Origin of the sequence: Lentzea nigeriaca, assembly GCF_016907955.1 — a bacterium.
GTDB lineage: Bacteria > Actinomycetota > Actinomycetes > Mycobacteriales > Pseudonocardiaceae > Lentzea > Lentzea nigeriaca.
Window position 1 is genome coordinate 173847 of the sequence record NZ_JAFBCX010000011.1, and the last position, 18978, is coordinate 192824.

Below are 18978 nucleotides of genomic sequence, written 5' to 3' on the forward strand. Positions count from 1 at the left end.
AGCGCTCTCACGGTCTCCTGTGTCCCACGGCTAGCGCTGCGGGTAACCGAGTCACTCCTTCGGCTGCAATAAGGTAACAAGTAGAGATCATCGTTACCCAATGACAGCGATCACACGCACTACGCGGTGGCAGGCTACCCAGTCGAGTGAGCGGTGCAACACCCCGGTCCGGGGGTTCTTGGTGTGCAGGAACCCCCGGACGGGCTAGTTCGCGGGCCTGTTCTACGGGCGTTCGACAGCGACGACGTTGTAGGGCGTCTCCGGCGTCGGCGGCGTGTTGAAGCGGGCATTCGGCAGGTAGAGACGCTTGCCGAACGCGGCCACCGTCGTGGGAACGTCGAACCGGATGTCCGTGCGTTCCGCGGCTAGTGAGGCTCCCTCACGACTGAGCGTGTAGCGCGCGACTTTGTTCAGTCTGTTTTGCACCACGTACAACTGCCGTCCCTCACGCAACAGCCCGTCGCCATTCGTGAGTGTTTGACCGCTCAAATTGATGGTGATCGATTTGCCGCTCGCCGGATCGATCCGGAACAGCATGCCGGTGTTGCTCTGCACGGCGATCAACTCGCCGCCAGGCCCGGTGACGATACCGTTGAGGTTGACCGCGCCGGGAGTGATCACGAGATCGCCGGTGAGTTGCAGAGTGCGGTGCGGTTTCAGGCTGAGCGGCACCTCGTAAAGCACCGCCTTGCGCGAGTCGGTGAACCACGCCGACCTGTCCGTCAACACGACATCGTTGACGAACGTGTCCGTGGTCGCGAACTGGAACTTGGCCAGCAACGCGCCAGTACGGATGTCGTAGACGCGTGCGTCGCCACCGGTGCCACCGGCCACCCACAGCCGGTGCTCGCGGTCGACCTTCATGCCGAGCGACGGCGTGCCGGGTCCCTTCGCCAGCACCGCGCCCTTGCCGGTGCGGAGGTCCGCCGCGTAGATCGACCCGTCGGCCCGCGACCCGAAGTAGGCCGTGGTGCCGCTGATCGCGATGCCTTCCGGTTGCCACCTGTTCGGCAGGGAGAACTCGGTGGGGAACTGCTGTGCCGAACCAAGCAGGGACGCGTCTGCGGTGGCCGGCGCAGCCGCGGTGAGCGTGACGCCCAGGACCGCCGCGAGCAGGACACCGAATCTGCGGTACATGCCGTCTCCAATCGGATTGGGGTGCGTCCCCGATCCTTCCGTCCGAGGCGGGCGAACAGGAGTTTTCTCAGGAAGCCGACATCTGCACTGCTCAGAAGTTCGACGTGATCGCCGCGACGAGATCGTCGGCGATCGTCCCGGGGTCCTTGGCCTCGTACGCGCCGGCCGCGGTCGCCTCGGCGATCTTCTTCAGCTCGTCGCGTCCCCTGGCGTCCTCGTCGGAGGCGAAACCATAGGCGATCGTGAAGACCCTGACCGGTTCCGCACCCGCCGTGACCTTGATGCGGTCGAGCAACTGGTCGAGGTTCAGTCCGGTGCTCTTGTCGTTGCGGCCGTCGGTGAGCAGCACGACGGCGTTGATGGCCTTCCTGTCGATCTGCTGCCGCATGACGGCGACGGCCTGGTCGACCGTGTCGAACAACCCGGTCCCGCCTTCGGCCGGCAACGCCCTGATCTTGTCCGCGATCTCCTGGCGCTTGACCTCGTTCAGCGGGCTGATCGCCGACAGCTCGCAGTGGTCGCCGCGACAGCCGGGGCCCGTTCCGGCGGAACCCGCGGTGGAGAAGTTCCACAGGCCCAGCCGGTCGGAGTCGGTGAAGCCGCTGACGATCTCGCCGCGGTACTTCTGGATCAGCTCGATCTTGGACGGGCAGAACTGGGTGGCCGGGTCGCGCTGCCTCACCTCGAGCTCACAGCTCTGCTTCTGGACCTCGGTGGCGGTCACACCGAACTTCATCGAGCCGGACGTGTCGACGACGAACAGGACGTTCGCCGGTTTGCGCACGGCACTCCACGCGGTCAGCACCTTGTCCAGCGTGCGCGCGGACGGCTTCGGCAGCTCCTTGACCCCGAAACCGGGCGAGACGCCGTTGCCGTCGTCGGCGAGCTCGCCCGACGCGTGCGAGGGATCGCGGAAACCGAGCTCCCCGAACCGCTTCTGCGCCTGCGGGGACCGCAGGTACCGGAGGAAGTCCGCGCTCACCTCCCGCTTCGCCTTCGTCATGTCCGGCCAGGTGAGCTCGATGTACGGGTGGTCGTGGAAGATCGTCCCCTCTTTCGGGTACATCGCGACCAGCTTGGTGGCGGGCTCCGCCTCCTTCGGGTCCTCAGTGGACAGTGCGCCGCTCGGGTAACCGGCGTTGTAGGCCAGCATGGAGCTCTCGTCGATGGTGAGCGCCGAGATGTAGGAGAGCACCTGTCCCCTGCGTTCCGCGGTACGCAGGTTGCGCATGAAGTGCAGGCTCGTCTCGCCGTAGTGCACGATCGACTGCTCGATGTCCTGGACGAACTTGCGCGCGGCCGGGTCGTCGACGTCGCTGTCCTTGAGCGGTCCACTCGCGTCGGTGTTGGCTCGGAACGCGTGGAAAGCACCGATGGTCGCGTTGAGGCCCGACGTCGAGTAGTTGGGGTTCGTCTTGCCGAGCCGGAAAGGTCCCCAGTCCTTCTGGTACCGGCCCCAGCCCTGTGCGTCGGTGGCGAGGTCCGCGAGCGTCCGCCAGCTGACCTCCTTCGTGCTCGGCCAGCCGAGCACCTCCGCCATGGGCTTCGGCATGGCGATCACCACCGGAGTCGTGACGACCGGCCCGCGGGTCTCCGTCGGCAACGCCCCGATGGCGTTCGTGTTGCCCGCTGCGCGGTCACGGGCGATGTCCAGCCACTCGCTGGAAGCCGGCGACCAGACGTCGGGACGCGGACCGTCCGACTCCGTCCACCCGCGCGCCAGCGTGTTCGCGGCGGAGCCGGAGTTCAGCTCGGTGATCAGGAGGCGGGTGCAGTGCCCGTCGGCGGAGCGCGTGCCGTAGTCGGCGGCCATCTCCTTGAACAGCTCGCTCTTGTCAGCGGACACACCGACGTTCAGGGTCGTGTCCGGCGTCGTCGCGCACGTGGGCAACGTCGCCGCCGCGCCGCCACCCGACGGCCAGGAGAAGATCGGCACGACGACGAACACGAGCAAGGCGATGACCGTCGCGAGCGCGGTCCACCGGGTCCTGGCCTGACGCCAGAACGGAACCGCGGAGGAGACCTCCTGCTGCTGCGCGGCCCTGCGCCGCGCAGCCTGCTCGCGCACCCATTCCGGTGCGGAGCCGGTGAACGGCTTGCACACGTCGATGATCTCGGTGAGCGACGGGCGCTGTGCCGGGTCCTTGTCGAGACACCTGCGGATCAGCCCGGTCAGCGCGCTGTCCCAGCCCGCGAGCCCGCTCAGGTCCGGTTCGTCGACGAGAATCCGGCGCCTGGTGTTGTCGTCGTTGCCGAACGGCGGCGCGCCCGTCCCCGCGTACACCAGCAGAGCGCCCAACGAGAACACGTCGCTCGCCGCGGTGATCTCCTCGGTGCCACGGGCCTGTTCCGGCGACATGAACGCGACTGTCCCGATGGCATCGTGCCGGGTGAGGTCGAGATCTTCGGAGTTCTTCGCGATGCCGAGGTCGATGATCCACAGGTCGTCGACGCCCAGCAGCACGTTCGCGGGCTTCAGGTCGCGGTGCACCAGCCCCTTGTCGTGGACGAGCCGCAGCTTCGCCGCGATCACGCGCGCCAGCCACGCCACCGCCGCCGGACGCCACGGGCTGGCTTGGGAGACCAGCTCCTGCAACGTCTCGCTGGGCAGGTACTCCGTGGCGAACCACGGCTGTTCCGCGTCGGCGTTGGCGTCGAGCAGCGTCGGGAACTCGCCGGCCGCCGCCTTGCCGACCTCGTCGACGGACCGGATCTCCCGCCGGAACCGTTCGCGGCTGACCGGATTGCGGGCGAGCCCGGCCCCCATCACCTTGACGGCCACGAGCCGGCTCTGCCGCCGGTCGACACCGAGGTAGACGATGCCCGTGGCACCGGGGCCCAACCGTCCGAGCAGGGTGTACTCGCCGATCTTTCGCGGGTCGTGGCGATGCAGCGGTTCGATGTTCAGCTCGTCGAGGAGTCTTATCGGATCGATGCCGGGCCGCGGCAACACGAACCAGAGACTGGTCACGGCGACGAGCGCGCTGATGACACTGCCGAGCTTGTCCGCGCGGTCGAGCCCCTGCACGACGAGGAAGACGACCAATGACACCGCGGCCGCGGCGAGCGCGACACCAGCCACGATCCGGCGCTTCTGCAACTCGAGGCTCCCCCTGCTCGTCGACCCGTTCGTTTCATCATCGACCAAGGGACGTCCCCGGTTACGGGTTTCGCAGCATCCGAACGCGCAGAGCCACCTCCTACAGCTCGGCGGCGGCCTCCGCGATCAGCTCCAACGACTCCCCGGTGCCGAGAGCGATCCGCCGCAGTTCCGCGAACCGCTGCGCACACAGCTCCGTCAACCCGGGCTCCTCCACGTACTCCCCCTTCATGAACGTCTCCAGATACACCACGTCGTTGTGCTGCCGATGCGGAAAACTCAGCAACGTGAACGGCGACCCCATCGCCGGATACGCCCCGGCACCCCGCGGCACCACCTGCACGCTCACCGTCGGATGCTCACTGACCTCCATCAGATGCAACAACTGAGCCTTCATCACCCGCGGTCCACCCACCACCTGCCGCAGCACCGCCTCCGGAAACACCGCCTGCACCACCAGCGGATCCCTGCCCTCCAGCCGCGTCGACCACGCCTCCCGCGCCATCGCCAGCCGCGCCGAACGCACCGGATCATCCGACTGCAGCACCGCCTGCGTGTACCCGGACAGCTGGAACACCGCCGGCACCAGATCCGTCGTGAACACCCGCAGCAACGTCGACTCGAACACCAGATTCGCGAAGTCCGCCGCCGGATCGAAGTCCACCGAACGCTTGAACGCGCGCGCACGAACTCGTTCCGCGTACTGCGCGCGCGCCACCACGGCCTGCCATTCCGCCGTAGGCACCTTGTAGACATAACCGAGCGCCATGATGTCCACGGCCGCCGACGGCTGCACCGCGTTCTCCATCATGGACAGCTTGGCGCTGCTGAAACCCACGCGCTGACCCGCCTCGGTGAGACTCAGCTCCCGCTCGTTGCGCCACCCGGCCAGCTGCCGCCCGATGGCGCGTTCGAGCGTCGTGGCCCGGAAATCCTTCGGCATGACGCGAAGGATATGACCAATTCGGATTACCGAATGGGACCACCCGCTGTGGACAACCCTTTAACGCCAACTTCTCCCGTTTATCAGGCGCCTATGGCGTTAAACACGCTAATTGCATTGTTAGCGTTTCGTGCGCGCATGGGCACGCACGAGCTCATGGAACCCGAAGGAGTCGCCCACCTCGGTCAGCAACGACTTCTCGACCAGGTCGTCCAGCGCGTCCTCGACGTCGCACTCGTGCTCGCCCGCGATCGCGGCCGCCGCCTGCACGTCGAACGGGGCGGGCTGCCACGCGCACAACCGGTAGAGCCGCGCCTGTCGTTCCGGTAGCTCCACATAGGACAGATCGAGGAGTTGCCGGATGCGTCCGTCGTCGGTGAGCGGCTCGACGCCGATCTCCTGCGCCTGCTTGAGGTTCAGCCTCTCGCGACTGGTCACGACGACCGTGCCGGACACGGGCAGCAGCGGCGTCACCTGCTCGGCCGAGCCCGCGTTGTCCAGCAACAGGGTGAACTGCCTGCGCGTGACGAGACTGCGGAACACCGCGGCTCTCTCGTCGGCGGCCACGTCGCTCAGCCCGAACGCCGTCAGCAGATCCCCCACCGGCTCGCGCACGGCCAGGTCGACGTAGAGCCCACATCCCCTGTCCTGCAACCACTTCAGCGCCAGTGCGGTCTTCCCCACCCCGCCGGGCCCGCTCAGCACCGTCACCCCGCCGGCCCTGATGCGCGCCAGTTCCTCCTGCCTGCCGACGAAATGCCGCGGCGGTGCCGGCAGCCGGAACTGCGGCGGAACCCCGCCACATCCCCGGAAACGAACAGCCCCTGTGGTGCCGGTCAAAACATCACTCATACCCGTACCTCCCCAACATGTTGAAGTTACGGGCTTTCCTCTTCTTACGTCAGACGGCCATAGAGTGATCGCACGCGAGTGCGGCACCCGTGTTGGACGTGGCGGTCTTCACCTGGCGCCCGTTGATGATGATCTTGCACGTGAGCTCGCCGTGCACGCCCTCGAGCCTGATCACGACCCGCCCCTTGCGCGCCCCCATGCGTTCGAACGGCATGTCCGGGTTGCGCAGGGTTCGTTCCTCCTCACCTGGAAACGAGTAGGTCAGGCGGTCCGTCGTGCCCGTTCCCTCCACCACCACGCGGATGTCGGGCGCTGTCGCGCAACCGGTGCTCCCGGCGAGCAACAGGCCCACGAGTAAGGCGGCGGTCTTCATGGCCGAAACGGTAGGAAACCGAGAGGTGCGCGTGCATCAGCCTGAAGGCTCAAGCGCTATCAGCCATCAGACTGACAACCCGAGATTCCGCAAACACTCTTCCAGCCGCATCCGTTCGATATCGCGGTCCACGCCTTCCGGCACCGTGCCGAGCCGGTGCGGGACGTCCAACGCCGAACAGGCCTGCATCAGCAGCTCGTCGTACGCCTGACGAGCCCCGATCCGTTTGATGGCCGGCGTCCCCGGCTGGAAGCACGACAACACGCGGCGGACGCGACGAAGGTCGGCCGCGATGCATTCGATCGGCTGGTGCTCGGACACGAGAGCCGGGCGGCGCAGCTTGCGCAGGGCGCGCGGCACGTTGACCACCGCCCAGAACAACGCACTGGGCGCTACCGCGGCGATGGCGAACAAAACCACGTTGCCCGCAACGGATTGGGGCATGCGTCCACGTTACCCCGCCTGCAGCGCCAGGAAGAGGTCCACACGCGCCTCGAACTCGGCGAGGTCGACGCCGAGCAGTTCCTCCACGCGCCCCACCCGGTACCGCAACGTGTTCACGTGGACGTGCAGCTTGGCCGCGGCGGCGGTCCAGGAACCGGAGCAGTCCAGGAACACCTTCAGCGTCCCGGTGAGATCCGACCCGTGCTCGGCGTCGTAGTCCAGCACCGGTCCCAGCAGCCTCCGCCGCAACGACGAACGCAGCTCCTCCGGCACGCCCGCGAGCAGCAGCTGGTGCAGCGCGATCTCCTCGCCCGCCACCACACACGTGCGGCCGCTGCGTCGTTCGCCGAGCCTGCGCGCGTGCGTGGCTTCCTCCGCGGCGCCACGCAACCCGCGCGACTCGACCGGCGAGCTGATCCCGACCAGCACCCGCGACGACCCGAGGCCCGGTTCCATCACGCGCATCGCCTCGCGGACGTCGTCCGGCACCGAGTCGCCGGCCCTGGCGACGGCGTAGACCGTGTCGCCGACGGGTGTGACGAGCGCCTGCGGCACGACCTCCTCCAGCACCGCGGCCGCGAGGTCGGTCCGCTGGTCGGACGTCACGGCGCTGATCACCCGCAGCCGGGTGTTCTCCAGCCCGGCCGCCGCCAGCCTCGACTCGACGTCGGCGGAGCCGCTCAGCACCGCGGCGACCAGCGGCCCGGCGGTCCGGTTCTCGATCTGCCTGCCCTGCGCCTGACGGAGGCGTTCCAGCGCGACCAGCGAGGCGAGCTCGGCAGCGGCCTCTTGCTGGGGTTCCCCGCCCACGACGAGGATCCAGCTGGTGAGCCGGGTGCCACCACGTTCGGAGACGGGCACGAGCGTCAGGCCCCTGACGGTCTTCGGCAGCCGATCGGCCTGCAGGAACTCCTTCACCAGCGACACGCGCTCCGGCAGCTCGCCACCGGCCACGACCCGGCCGGTCGTGGAGAGCACCCAGCACGGCGCGTTCAGCTCGTTGCCGCCCGCCAGGAGCAACGCCGGCAGCCCGGAACCCTCCGCCACGACACCCAGCAGGCGACGGTGCCTGGACAGGCCGACCAGCTCCATCGACACGCGCTCGGTGATGGTCGCGAAGGACAGGTCGATCGGCACCTCCAGCAGCGGCACGTGGTGGCGTTCGCAGGCGGCGACCAGGTCGACGGGCAGCGCGCGGTTCTCGGTCTCGGACGCGGCCAGGCCGGCGACGCGTGCCGACGCCAGGGAGCGGACGAACGTCTCGGAGTCCTGCGGGCCGTGGTGCCAGAGCAGGCCGGACAGCACGAGCTCCCCGCCGGACAGGTACCGGCTGGGGTCGGGCAGCTCCGTTCCGTACACGCGGGTGACCATGCGGTCGAGATGATCCTCACCGGTGTGCAGGCTCAGGCGCAGTTCCGGCATCTGCAGCAACGTCCGCAGCAACATGGGAGGTCACTTTCGTCCGTTCGTCGCCGAAAAGGGTGACATTTGTAGGAAAGCACAAATTCGTTACGTGTAGGACCCTGCTGATTCATGTGTCCCGGCCGTAGAGGTGCGGACCTGTAGCTATGTGTACTGGCTCACAACCAGATGGGAGGGCGAGTGACGATCTCCACGCACGTGCTGGACGCGGCGCGCGGCAGGCCGTTCGCGGGCATCAGCGTGTCGCTGCAGCGCCGCGACGGGACCGAGGTGAGTTCCGCCGAGACGAACGCCGACGGACGGATCACCGGATGGGGTGATGGCCTGCCGGCGGGCGTCTACCGGCTGGTCTTCGACACCTCCGAGGCAGCGCCCTTCTTCCCCGAGGTCGTGCTCACGTTCGACTACTCCGATCCGGCACAGCACTACCACGTGCCGTTGCTGCTGTCGCCGTTCGCCTACTCCACCTACCGAGGTAGCTGACGATGGACTTCCTTCGACCGGAAACGCTTGCGGAGGCGTTGGAGCTGAAGGCCGCCCGGCCGGACGCCGTGCCGATCGCCGGTGGCACGGACGTCATGGTGGAGCTGAACTTCGACCACCGCCGCCCCGCCGCGCTGCTCGACCTCACCCGCATTCCCGAGCTCCGCGAGTGGTCCGACGGGCTGCGGATCGGGTCGGGCGTGCCGTACGTGCGGATCATCGACGAGCTGGGCGCACAGCTCCCCGGCCTCGCGATGGCCTCGCGCACCGTCGGGTCGCCGCAGATCCGCAACCGGGGCACCGTCGGCGGCAACCTCGGCGCGGCCTCCCCCGCAGGAGACACGCACCCGGTGCTGCTGGCGTCCGACGCGGTCATCGAGGTGGCCTCCGTGCGCGGGACTCGCATGATCCCGGCTGACGAGTTCTACGTCGGCGTCAAGCGCAACGCCCTGGAACCGGACGAACTGATCGTGGCGGTGCACCTGGCGCCTGCCAAGGGGCCACAACAGTTCTCCAAGGTCGGCACGCGCAACGCGATGGTGATCGCGGTCTGCTCGTTCGCGATCTCGCTGTTCCCCGAGGAGAACCGGGCCGGCGCCGCCGTCGGATCCGCCGCGCCGACGCCGCGCAGGGCTGTGGATGCCGAGGAGTTCCTGGCTTCCACGCTGGACTTCGCGTCGCCGAAGCCGTTGCTGGACTCGGTGAAGCGCGAGTTCGGCGAACTGGTGTCGCGCGCCGCGTCACCGATCGACGACGTGCGCGGGTCGGCGGCGTACCGCAAGCACGCTCTGGCAGTGATGGCTCGCAGGACTCTGGGCTGGGCCTGGCAGGAACTCCTTGGCCAAAAGAATGGTGGCGGTGAGCACGCATGCGCGTGAACGTGACGGTCAACGGCGAGCAGCGCCAGGCCGACGACGTGTGGGAAGGCGAGTCGCTGCTGTTCATGCTGCGCGAGCGGCTCGGGCTGCCCGGTTCGAAGAACGCCTGCGAGCAGGGCGAGTGCGGGTCCTGCACGGTCTACCTGGACGACGTGCCGGTGTGCGCGTGCCTGGTCGCGGCCGGGCAGGCGCACGACCGTTCCGTGCGGACGGTCGAGGGGCTCGCCGACGGTGATCGGCTGGACCCGGTGCAGGAGGCGTTCGTCGAGGCGGGCGCGGTGCAGTGCGGGTTCTGCACGCCCGGTCTCGTCGTCGCGGCGCACGACCTGCTGAACCGCGTGCCGTCGCCGTCCGACCCGGAGATCCGCGAGGCGCTCGCCGGGAACCTGTGCCGGTGCACGGGGTACGAGAAGATCCTGGACGCCGTGCGATTGGCGGCGTCGCGCCGATGATCGTTCTTGACCGCTGTGCGGTGTCCACTGTGGATCAGGCCGGTACCGAGCACGCGTCCGGGCACGTGGTGGTGTCCGCCGACGGCCGGATCGCGTCGGTCGGTTCGGGTCCCGCGCCTCGGCCCCACGAGTCGCACACCTACGTCGACGCGTCGTCGTGCCTGGTCACGCCGGGGCTGATCAACACGCATCACCACCTCTACCAGTGGGCGACACGGGGGCTGGCGCAGGACGCGACGCTCTTCGAGTGGCTGACCACGCTGTACCCGGTGTGGCGCGGGCTGGACGACACGGTCACGCACGCCGCGGCGTCGGCCGGTCTGGCTCGGTTGGCGTTGACCGGCTGCACCTTGGCCGCTGACCACCACTACGTCTTCCCGTCCGGTGGCGGTGACGTGTTCAACGCGCTGGTGTCGGCGGGGCGGCGGATCGGGATCCGGCTGGAGGCGATCCGCGGGTCGATGGACCGGGGGCAGTCGCACGGCGGGTTGCCGCCGGACAACCTGGTCGAGGACACCGAGGCCGCGTTGATCGCGACCGAGCAGGCGATCGGCGACCACCACTCGACCGACCCTGATGCTCTCGTGCGCGTGGCCGTCGGGCCTTGTTCGCCGTTCTCGGTGTCGCGTGAGCTGATGACCGGGGCCGCCTCTTTGGCGCGCCGCCACGGTGTTCGGCTGCACACGCATCTCGCCGAGACACTCGACGAGGAAGAGCAGTGCCTGGCGGAGAACGGCTGCACGCCGACCGAGTACGCCGAGCAGCTCGGCTGGCTGGGTTCGGACGTGTGGCTCGCGCACACCGTGCACCTGTCGTCCGACGCGGTGAAGCGGCTCGGAGCGACCTCGACGGGGTCCGCGCACTGCCCGACGTCCAACGGTCGGTTGGGCACCGGGACCGCGCCGGTGCGCGACCTGCTGGACGCGGGAGCGCCGGTGGGTCTCGGCGTCGACGGTGCCGCGTCCAATGAGGACGGTGGGCTGGTCGTCGAGCTGCGGGCGGCCCTTCACCAGGCGCGTCAGCGGGGCGGGCCGCGTTCCCTGAACGTCCGGCAGGCATTGTGGATGGCGACGATGGGCGGCGCTCAGTGCCTGGGCCGTGCGGACTCCCTGGGCTCGATCGAGCCGGGCAAGGTGGCGGACCTCGCGGTGTGGGACCTGTCCGGAATGGACTACGCGGGGATCGCGGACCCGGTGGCCGCACTGGTGCTCGGCACTCCGCCACCGCTGAAACTGTTGATCGTGGGCGGCGAGGTCGTCGTGCGGGACGGGGTCCTGCTGACGGCGTCGACCGACGAACTGGCGCGTGATCTCTCGGCCGCCAGTCGGAAGCTTCAGGAGGATGCGCGATGACCCTCACTCCCGCCGAACTGACCTCCGCGGTGTCGGGTGGCATCGGGACGTCGCCGCAACGCCCAGACGGCAACCTGAAGGTGCGCGGCGAGTTCGCCTACGCGTCGGACCTGTGGCACGAGGACATGATCTGGGGCGCGACCCTGCGCTCGCCGCACCCCTACGCGCGGATCGTGTCGGTCGACCTGACCGAGGCGTTGAAGGTGCCGGGGGTGTACGCGGTGCTGACGCACTCGGACGTGCCGGGCCGCAACCAGTACGGGCTGGAGCACAAGGATCAGCCGGTGCTGGCCGTCGACGTCGTGCGCTACCAGGGTGAACCGGTCGCGCTGGTCGGTGCCGACCACCCGGAGACCGCGCTGCGGGCCATGAAGAAGATCGTCGTGGCCTACGACGTGCTGGAACCCGTGGTGGACATGGAGACCGCGGCGGACTCCGCTCCGTTGCACCCCGGCGGGAACCTGGTGCGGCACGTACCGATCCGGCGTGGCGCGCAGGACCTCCAGGCCGACGTCGTGGTCTCCGGCCGGTACGAGGTCGGCATGCAGGACCAGGCGTTCCTCGGCCCGGAGTCCGGGCTCGCGGTGCCGGCTGCCGACGGTTCGGTCGACCTGTACATCGCGACGCAGTGGCTGCACGTCGACCGCGCGCAGGTGGCCTCCGCGCTGGGTCTGCCGGAGGAGAAGGTACGGCTGACGCTGTCCGGCGTCGGTGGTGCGTTCGGCGGCCGTGAGGACCTGTCGATGCAGGTGCACGCGTGCCTGCTGGCGCTGCACACCGGCAAGCCGGTGAAGATGGTCTACAACCGCGAAGAGTCGTTCTACGGGCACGTCCACCGGCACCCGGCCGTGCTGTACTACGAGCACGGCGCCGACCACACCGGCAAGCTGGTGTACGTCAAGGCGCGGATCTACCTGGACGGGGGTGCTTACGCCTCCTCGACCCCCGCCGTCGTGGCCAACGCGGCGACTCTGGGCGTCGGCCCGTACGAGGTCGACAACGTGACGATCGACTGTTACGGCCTCTACACGAACAACCCACCGTGCGGTGCGATGCGCGGATTCGGTGCTGTGCAGGCGGGTTTCGCCTACGAGTCCCAAATGGACAAGCTGGCCGATGCGCTCGGCATGTCACCGGTCGACGTGCGGGTCCGCAACGCGATGACCGAGGGTTCCGTGATGCCGACCGGCCAGGTGGTCGACTCGGCCGCTCCCGTCGCCCAGCTGCTGAAGCTGGTGCAGGACAAGCCGTTGCCCGCCGGAACGTCGTCGGACATCCGCGAACTGCCGGGTGGCGTGTCCAACACGACCCACGGCGAAGGCGTCGTGCGCGGCGTCGGCTATGCCGTCGGCATCAAGAACATCTGCTTCTCCGAGGGCTACGACGACTACTCGACCGCCCGCGTGCGGGTGTCGATGGTCAACGGCTCGCTGGCCGCCGCGGTCCACACCGCCGCGTGCGAGGTCGGACAGGGCCTGGTGACGATCATGCAGCAGATCGTGCGGACCGAGCTCGGCATCGAGCGCGTGACCGTGCTGCCCATGGACACCACGATCGGCAACGGCGGCTCCACCTCCGCGTCGCGCCAGACGTACGTGACCGGCGGTGCCGTGAAGGCAGCGTGCGCGGCGGTTCGGTCGCGTTTGGACGGTCGAGTCGACATCGGTTCCGAAGTGATCGACGAGACCGTCGAGTGGCGCCACCGCGCGACCGAGGCGTTGGATCCCGTTACAGGCCAAGGCAACGCGCACGTCCAGTACGGCTTCGCCGCACACCGCGCCGTCGTCGACGTGGACGTCGAACTGGGTCTGGTGCGCGTCGTCGCCCTGGACTGCGCGCAGGACGTCGGCCGCGCGCTGAACCCGCAGGCCGTGGTGGGCCAGATCCAGGGCGGTTCCGCCCAGGGCCTGGGCCTCGCGGTGATGGAGGAGATCCAGACCTCCGGCGGCAAGGTGCGCAACCCGTCGTTCACCGACTACCTCATCCCCACCGTGCTCGACATGCCGCCGATGAGCATCGACGTGCTCGAGCTGGCCGATCCCCACGCCCCGTACGGCATCCGCGGCGTAGGCGAACCGCCCACCATCTCGTCCACCCCGGCGATCGTGGCGGCGATCCGCGCGGCGACCGGCCTGGCGCTCACCCGCGTCCCGGTCCGCCCGGAACACCTCACCGGTACCTGAGTTTCTGGAGTTTCCTGCTGTGAACGCACATCTGCTCGCCACCATCGACCTGGCCACCCGCAACGTGGCCTCCGGCGGCGGCCCGTTCGGCGCGATGATCGTCCGCGACGGCGCGGTCATCGCCACCGGCGTCAACCAGGTGACACCCACCCTGGACCCCACCGCCCACGCCGAGGTGGTCGCCATCCGCGCGGCCTGCCAGGCCCTCGGCGACTTCCGGCTGACCGGCTGCACGCTGATCTCCTCGTGCGAGCCGTGCCCGCTGTGCCTGTCGGCCGCGCTCTGGGCGCGGGTGGACAGGGTCGTCTACGCCGCCGACCGCCACGACGCGGCCGCTGCCGGCTTCGACGACCGCGAGTTCTACGACCTGTTCAGCAAGCCCCGCATCGACTGGGACCTGCCCGTGCACCAGATCTCCACCGGCGAGGACAACGCCCCGTTCACCGCGTGGTTGTCGCTCGCGACCCGTATCGACTACTGACGGCCAAAAGCCTGAATCGCTGACCGGAGCCTGCATTGCTTAAACGCGTTCCGGCGTAGGAACGCGCCCACCGGCATGGGAAAGGCCGTCCATGACCCAGTTACGAACCCGGCAGTCGTCTGCCCTCGACCAGTTCTTCCGCATCACCGAACGCGGCAGCACCCTGGGCCGCGAAGTGCGCGGCGGCATCACGACGTTCGTCGCGATGTCCTACATCGTGCTCCTGAACCCGTTGATCCTGGGCGCGTCCGCCGACATCACCGGCGCCAAGCTCACCATCGCCGAGATCACCACCGCGACCGCACTGGCCGCAGGCGTGATGACCGTCCTGATGGGACTGGTGGGCAACGCGCCCCTCGCGCTCGCCGCCGGCCTGGGCGTCAACGGCGTGGTGGCCTTCCAGATGGCGCCGGCCATGACGTGGGCGCAGGCATTCGGCCTGGTGGTGCTCGAGGGCCTGTGCATCGTGGTGATGGCCGTCTCCGGCGTCCGCGAACGCATCATCAACGCGATCCCCACACCGTTGAAGATCGCGATCACCGTGGGCATCGGCCTCTACATCGCCCTGGTGGGACTGGTCTCCGCCGGCTTCGTGACGCGCACTCCCGACGCCGTCGGCTCCACGGTCCCGGTGCGCATGGGCGTGGACGGCCACCTCAGCGGCTGGCCGATCGTGATCTTCTGCCTGGGCCTGTTGTTGATGATCGTCCTGCTGGCCCGCGGCGTCCCCGGCGCCGTGCTGATCAGCATCGTCGTGGCCACCGTGGTCGCGATCACGGTGAACTCGCTGTTCACGATCAAGGGCTGGGGCCTCGTAACGCCGTCACTGCCTTCGTCCGTGGTCGGCTCCCCCGACTTCGGCCTGTTCGGCCGCGTGGACCTGTTCGGCGGCTTCGTCTCGGCAGGCGTGATCGCCGCGACGATCTTCCTGTTCACCCTGGTCCTCTCCGGCTTCTTCGACGCCATGGGCACCATCACCTCGGTAGCCGACGAGGCAGGCCTCTCCCACGACGGCCGCGTGGAGGGCATGGGCAAAATCCTCATGGTCGACGGCGCGGGCGCCATCGCCGGTGGCGTAACGGGCTCAGCCCCGAACACGGTGTTCCTGGAGTCGGCCGCGGGCGTTGGCGAAGGCGCCCGAACCGGCCTGGCCTCCGTGGTCACCGGCGGTCTGTTCCTGGTGGCACTGCTGTTCACTCCGCTGGCCACCGTGGTGCCCGCGCAGGCAGCGGCCCCGGCCCTGGTGGTGATCGGCGGCCTGATGATGACCCAGATCCGCCGGATCCCCTGGCAGGACACCGACTTCACCATCCCGGTGTTCCTCACCGTGGCGATCATCCCGTTCACCTACTCGATCACCAACGGCATCGGTGCCGGCCTGGTGTCCTATGTGGTGCTGCGCATCTGCAAGGGGCGGTGGCCGGGCTGGCTGATGACGGGGCTCGCTCTGATGTTCACCGTGTACTTCGGGGTGGACCTGATCAGCGGTCGCTGACGTCGTCCTGATGCTCGCGGTGCAGCTCGGCGCGGTCCGTTCTCGGCGGCCACCGGATACGGACCTCGCCTCGAGGCTCGACGTGTAGCTCGGGGTAGGCGTGATCAGCGGCCACTGATCACGGCCTCGCCCCGATGCTCACGGTCCGCGTCGGAACCGGTCAGCTGCCACTGATCGCGAGCCACAGGCTGGCACTCACCATGTATTCGGTGTGGCCCCCGATCATTGTGACCCCCGATCAGCGGCCACCGAGCACGAACCCCAACCCACCCGCACACCGAACACCTCGGCGCGGACGCGATCAGCGGTCACTTGATCGCGGACCGCTTCTCTGAGGCTCACGGTGCACTTCGGCCCCCACCCGACCGGCACACCATGCACCTCGGCACCCACCCGACCGGCACACCATGCACCTCGGCGCCGACCCGGCCGGCGGCCGCTGATCACGTCCCCACACGAACGGAGGTCCCCTCATGCGCGACCTGGCTGAGACGCTGCTGTCCTGGGACCGCTTCGCGGTCGCCTCGGTGGTGGCCGTGCGCGGCAGCGCGCCGCGGCCCGTCGGCGCCGCGATGGCCGTCGGACCCTCGGGCCAGGTGATCGGCAGCGTGTCCGGCGGGTGCGTGGAGGCCGAGGTCTACGACCTCGCCTGCACGGTGCTCGCGACGTCTCGGCCGGCGCTCGCGACGTTCGGGTACTCCGACGACACGGCCTTCGCGGTCGGGCTGACCTGTGGCGGCACGGTGGATGTCCTGGTGCAGCGCGACAGCCCGGGTTTGCGCGCCGCCCTGCGGGCCACTGTGGACGGACTCCCAGTGTCGGTGCGCTTCGAGGCTGAGGGCCGGGTGTTCACGGAGAGCTGGTTGCCTGCGCCGCGGTTGTTGGTGTTCGGCGCCATCGACCACGCCGCCGCGGTGGCCGAGATCGGGCGGTTCCTCGGGTACCACGTCACGGTGTGCGACGCGCGGCCGATCTTTGCCACGCCGGAGCGGTTTCCCGCGGCGCACGACGTTGTCGTCGACTGGCCACATCGCTACCTCGCGGCCACCTACACCGATGCTCGGACCGCGGTGGTGGTGCTGACGCACGATCCGAAGTTCGACATCCCCGTGCTGGTCGAGGCTCTGGGGCGGCCGCTCGCCTTTGTGGGGGCGATGGGGTCGCGGCGCACGCATGCCGAGCGGCTCGAACGGCTTCGGGAGGCCGGGGTGGGCGAGGCGGCGTTGGGGCGGCTGCGGTCGCCTGTCGGGCTTGACCTCGGGGGGCGGACGGCTGCGGAGACGGCCGTGTCGATCGCGGCCGAGCTCGTGGCACTGCGGCACGGTGGGAGCGGGCTGCCGCTCAGCGACCTCGCCTCTCCGATCCATCGCACGTCCGCGGCTGCGATGCGCCGCACCCCCGCGCGCTTCCTTCTGGCGCAACGAAATTCTCTCCCGATCGGTTCCTGCGAATTTTCGTGAGGTGCGTGAACGGACCGTTCACCCGAGGAGAAACCGCAGGCCAGAGCACAGTCAGCAGCGAAGAGCCCTATCGAAAGCCGAGGTCAGGACGAAAATGGCACTGATTTTCCTCAACGGCGGCGGCATGCAGGGCGGGCCCCTTCACGGCCAGCTCCAAGGCACACCGATGCTCGGCCGGGTGAAGAGCGCGCCGAAGTACCGCTACTTCTCCGTGCGCGACGAGTTTCCCGCCATGCACGCGTCCGGCGCGGCGCAGGTTGTCGGCGAGCTGTACGACCTGCCGCTCACGGTGTTGCGTGATCATCTGGTTCCCGCCGAGCCGGCGGAGCTGGAGATCGGGGTCATCGAGCTCGAGGACGGCGGCGCCGCGCTCGCCACCGTACTCAGGAACGAGTTCCTCCATTCGAGCGATCTCACGGACATCTCACATCTGGGCGACTGGAACCGGTACTTGCAGGGGTGAATCGCACACGGGGGTGAGGCCATGCCATTCCAAGCCGGCTCGGCGAAAGTAGACGTGACGCCGCCGCCGACGGCGCCGTACGTGGGAGGTCTGCCGCGGCATTCCTTCTTCCTCGGGGTGCACGACCCGCTGTACGCGCGCGCCACGGCGATCACCAACGGGGAAACCGTGATCGTGATCGCCGTCGACGCGCTCGGCATCAACAACGACATCCTCGGGCCCGGCCGCGACTTCACGGCGGAGGTCCGCGAGCACATCGAGCAGCAGACCGGTGTGCCGCCCACGCACGTGATGATCGCCAGCTCGCACACGCACTCGAGTGCGGAGACGGCCGCCACCCGGCCGTTTCCCGACCAGGCCTATCTGGAGACGTACCGGGACCGGATCGTCCAGGCCGCGCGTGAGGCGTTCGAGAGCCGGCGACCGGTCACCGCCACGATCGGCAAAGGCGCGGTGGCGCCCGGCACGCTGGCCGTCAACCGCAACGGCCACGTCTACCCCGGCGTCCCGCCGGAGGATCCCGAGGTCACCGTCGTGCGGTTCCAGGGCGACGAGTGGAGCACCGTCTTCTACCACTTCACCTCGCACCCGGTGTACGTGCAGGTGCAGCCGTTCGCGTCGGCCGACTACCCCGGCGTCACGTCGGCGCTGCTTGAGCTCAACGAACCGAACTGCGAAGCCGCGCTGTTCCTGCAGGGTGCGGCCGGCAACCAGGCGCCGCCGCCCGACCCGCTGACGGACGGGAACACGTTCGACGCGGAGAACAACCCGAACTTCGAGGTCATCCGCAACCTTTTCGCCCACACCGAACGCATGGGCATGTACCTCGCCGAGACCGCGCTCGCTATCCCTGGAGAGACCGAGCTCACCGGACCGGTGACCGCCGCCCAGCGCACCATCCAGGTCGACTCCCGCGAGCTGCCTGACCGGGCACCCTTCGCGGCCGAGCTGGTCGAACGGCAGCAGGCGCTCGCCGACGCCATCGACCGCGGCGCCCCGAAGGCCGAGATCGTCCAGCTCATGGAGCTGGTGCAGGAAACCGAGGAAAGCCTCGTCGCCATCGACCGCGGCAGCGACCCCATCGACGCCGAGGTGCAGGTGCTGCGCATCGGCGAACTGGCCCTCGCCGGCCTTCCCGGCGAACCGTTCGTGGAACTGGGCTTCCAGCTGAAGGCGATGTCGGGCGGCGACCGCACGGTGCTGCCAGTCGGGTACGCCAACGATTTCCTCGGCTACCTCACCTACCCCGAGGCATGGGACACCCCTGTCTACGAGGTGAGCCTCGGCGCGTGGACGCGCATCGGGCGGTTCGGCGGCCAGCAGCTCACCGACTTGGCGAAAACCCTGGTCGACGAGCTCTGGACTACTCCGAACGAGTGATACCGCGGAGATCTCGTATCCCAGGCGCCAGACCCTACTCCTTCTTCACGAGGGGTGAGGGAGTGGCAAGGGGGAGTTGC

Annotated in this window: 17 protein-coding genes; 10 read left to right on the plus strand and 7 right to left on the minus strand. The window is 68.8% G+C overall.

Translation table 11 applies throughout. From position 1 onward, the window contains the following. Positions 1-222: 222 nt before the first annotated feature. The 7 genes from JOD27_RS32335 to JOD27_RS32365 form a co-directional block, all read right to left on the minus strand. On the minus strand, positions 223-1137 hold the full coding sequence (locus JOD27_RS32335; RefSeq protein WP_204766088.1) for an NHL repeat-containing protein: 915 nt from the start codon (positions 1135-1137) through the stop codon (positions 223-225). 91 nt (positions 1138-1228) lie between these two features. Next, entirely contained in the window at positions 1229-4237 is a 3009-nt protein-coding gene (locus JOD27_RS32340; protein ID WP_204766089.1) for a protein kinase domain-containing protein, read from the minus strand. A gap of 100 nt (positions 4238-4337) precedes the next feature. Continuing rightward, positions 4338-5180, minus strand: coding sequence for a helix-turn-helix domain-containing protein (locus JOD27_RS32345; protein ID WP_204766090.1), 843 nt, complete (start codon positions 5178-5180; stop codon positions 4338-4340). 120 nt (positions 5181-5300) lie between these two features. Then, the gene (locus tag JOD27_RS32350) at positions 5301-6032 is read right to left on the minus strand and encodes a hypothetical protein (RefSeq protein WP_204766091.1); all 732 of its coding nucleotides are present in this window, start codon (positions 6030-6032) and stop codon (positions 5301-5303) included. A gap of 49 nt (positions 6033-6081) precedes the next feature. Continuing rightward, positions 6082-6405: a hypothetical protein gene (locus tag JOD27_RS32355; RefSeq protein WP_204766092.1), complete on the minus strand. Its 324-nt coding sequence runs from the start codon at positions 6403-6405 to the stop codon at positions 6082-6084. A 66-nt stretch (positions 6406-6471) separates the two neighbouring features. Further along, positions 6472-6849 (minus strand): hypothetical protein, encoded by a 378-nt coding sequence (locus JOD27_RS32360; protein ID WP_204766093.1) that lies wholly within the window; start codon positions 6847-6849, stop codon positions 6472-6474. A gap of 9 nt (positions 6850-6858) precedes the next feature. Then, positions 6859-8295, minus strand: a complete 1437-nt coding sequence (locus JOD27_RS32365; RefSeq protein WP_204766094.1) for a PucR family transcriptional regulator — start codon at positions 8293-8295, stop codon at positions 6859-6861. A 144-nt stretch (positions 8296-8439) separates the two neighbouring features. Here JOD27_RS32365 and uraH point away from each other — a divergent pair, with 144 nt between their 5' ends. The 10 genes from uraH to JOD27_RS32415 all read left to right on the plus strand — a co-directional run bounded on the left by uraH (position 8440) and on the right by JOD27_RS32415 (position 18898). After that, complete coding sequence (gene uraH, locus JOD27_RS32370) at positions 8440-8754, plus strand: hydroxyisourate hydrolase (protein WP_204766095.1); 315 nt, start codon at positions 8440-8442, stop codon at positions 8752-8754. Positions 8755-8756: 2 nt separating this feature from the next. Beyond that, a complete protein-coding gene (locus JOD27_RS32375) occupies positions 8757-9632 on the plus strand; it encodes an FAD binding domain-containing protein (protein ID WP_204766096.1) in 876 nt (291 codons plus the stop codon). Next, positions 9623-10084 carry a (2Fe-2S)-binding protein gene (locus JOD27_RS32380; RefSeq protein WP_204766097.1) on the plus strand — a complete coding sequence of 154 codons (462 nt, stop codon included), beginning with the start codon at positions 9623-9625 and terminating at the stop codon, positions 10082-10084. The genes JOD27_RS32375 and JOD27_RS32380 overlap by 10 nt, the downstream gene beginning before the upstream one ends. Then, entirely contained in the window at positions 10081-11436 is a 1356-nt protein-coding gene (locus JOD27_RS32385; protein WP_204766098.1) for an 8-oxoguanine deaminase, read from the plus strand. Before JOD27_RS32380 ends, JOD27_RS32385 begins: the two co-directional genes overlap by 4 nt. Continuing rightward, a complete protein-coding gene (locus tag JOD27_RS32390) occupies positions 11433-13619 on the plus strand; it encodes a molybdopterin cofactor-binding domain-containing protein (RefSeq protein WP_204766099.1) in 2187 nt (728 codons plus the stop codon). The genes JOD27_RS32385 and JOD27_RS32390 overlap by 4 nt, the downstream gene beginning before the upstream one ends. A gap of 19 nt (positions 13620-13638) precedes the next feature. After that, positions 13639-14100, plus strand: a complete 462-nt coding sequence (locus JOD27_RS32395) for a nucleoside deaminase (RefSeq protein WP_204766100.1) — start codon at positions 13639-13641, stop codon at positions 14098-14100. A gap of 91 nt (positions 14101-14191) precedes the next feature. Beyond that, the gene (locus tag JOD27_RS32400; protein ID WP_204766101.1) at positions 14192-15595 is read left to right on the plus strand and encodes an NCS2 family permease; all 1404 of its coding nucleotides are present in this window, start codon (positions 14192-14194) and stop codon (positions 15593-15595) included. 473 nt (positions 15596-16068) lie between these two features. Continuing rightward, complete coding sequence (locus JOD27_RS32405) at positions 16069-17055, plus strand: XdhC family protein (RefSeq protein ID WP_204766102.1); 987 nt, start codon at positions 16069-16071, stop codon at positions 17053-17055. 94 nt (positions 17056-17149) lie between these two features. Further along, the gene (locus JOD27_RS32410; protein ID WP_204766103.1) at positions 17150-17518 is read left to right on the plus strand and encodes an allophanate hydrolase-related protein; all 369 of its coding nucleotides are present in this window, start codon (positions 17150-17152) and stop codon (positions 17516-17518) included. Positions 17519-17539: 21 nt separating this feature from the next. After that, a complete protein-coding gene (locus JOD27_RS32415) occupies positions 17540-18898 on the plus strand; it encodes a hypothetical protein (RefSeq protein ID WP_204766104.1) in 1359 nt (452 codons plus the stop codon). Positions 18899-18978: the final 80 nt, after the last annotated feature.

Excerpts from the sequence above, each read along its gene's own strand:
- JOD27_RS32385 (WP_204766098.1), top strand. The coding sequence starts at position 10,081 with ATGATCGTTCTTGACCGCTGTGCGGTGTCCACTGTGGATCAGGCCGGT.
- JOD27_RS32415 (WP_204766104.1), top strand. The coding sequence starts at position 17,540 with ATGCCATTCCAAGCCGGCTCGGCGAAAGTAGACGTGACGCCGCCGCCG.
- JOD27_RS32400 (WP_204766101.1), top strand. The coding sequence starts at position 14,192 with ATGACCCAGTTACGAACCCGGCAGTCGTCTGCCCTCGACCAGTTCTTC.
- JOD27_RS32375 (WP_204766096.1), top strand. The coding sequence starts at position 8,757 with ATGGACTTCCTTCGACCGGAAACGCTTGCGGAGGCGTTGGAGCTGAAG.
- JOD27_RS32405 (WP_204766102.1), top strand. The coding sequence starts at position 16,069 with ATGCGCGACCTGGCTGAGACGCTGCTGTCCTGGGACCGCTTCGCGGTC.
- JOD27_RS32355 (WP_204766092.1), bottom strand. The coding sequence starts at position 6,405 with ATGAAGACCGCCGCCTTACTCGTGGGCCTGTTGCTCGCCGGGAGCACC.
- uraH (WP_204766095.1), top strand. The coding sequence starts at position 8,440 with ATGGGAGGGCGAGTGACGATCTCCACGCACGTGCTGGACGCGGCGCGC.
- JOD27_RS32335 (WP_204766088.1), bottom strand. The coding sequence starts at position 1,137 with ATGTACCGCAGATTCGGTGTCCTGCTCGCGGCGGTCCTGGGCGTCACG.
- JOD27_RS32350 (WP_204766091.1), bottom strand. The coding sequence starts at position 6,032 with ATGAGTGATGTTTTGACCGGCACCACAGGGGCTGTTCGTTTCCGGGGA.
- JOD27_RS32345 (WP_204766090.1), bottom strand. The coding sequence starts at position 5,180 with ATGCCGAAGGATTTCCGGGCCACGACGCTCGAACGCGCCATCGGGCGG.
- JOD27_RS32390 (WP_204766099.1), top strand. The coding sequence starts at position 11,433 with ATGACCCTCACTCCCGCCGAACTGACCTCCGCGGTGTCGGGTGGCATC.
- JOD27_RS32410 (WP_204766103.1), top strand. The coding sequence starts at position 17,150 with ATGGCACTGATTTTCCTCAACGGCGGCGGCATGCAGGGCGGGCCCCTT.
- JOD27_RS32360 (WP_204766093.1), bottom strand. The coding sequence starts at position 6,849 with ATGCCCCAATCCGTTGCGGGCAACGTGGTTTTGTTCGCCATCGCCGCG.
- JOD27_RS32365 (WP_204766094.1), bottom strand. The coding sequence starts at position 8,295 with ATGTTGCTGCGGACGTTGCTGCAGATGCCGGAACTGCGCCTGAGCCTG.
- JOD27_RS32380 (WP_204766097.1), top strand. The coding sequence starts at position 9,623 with ATGCGCGTGAACGTGACGGTCAACGGCGAGCAGCGCCAGGCCGACGAC.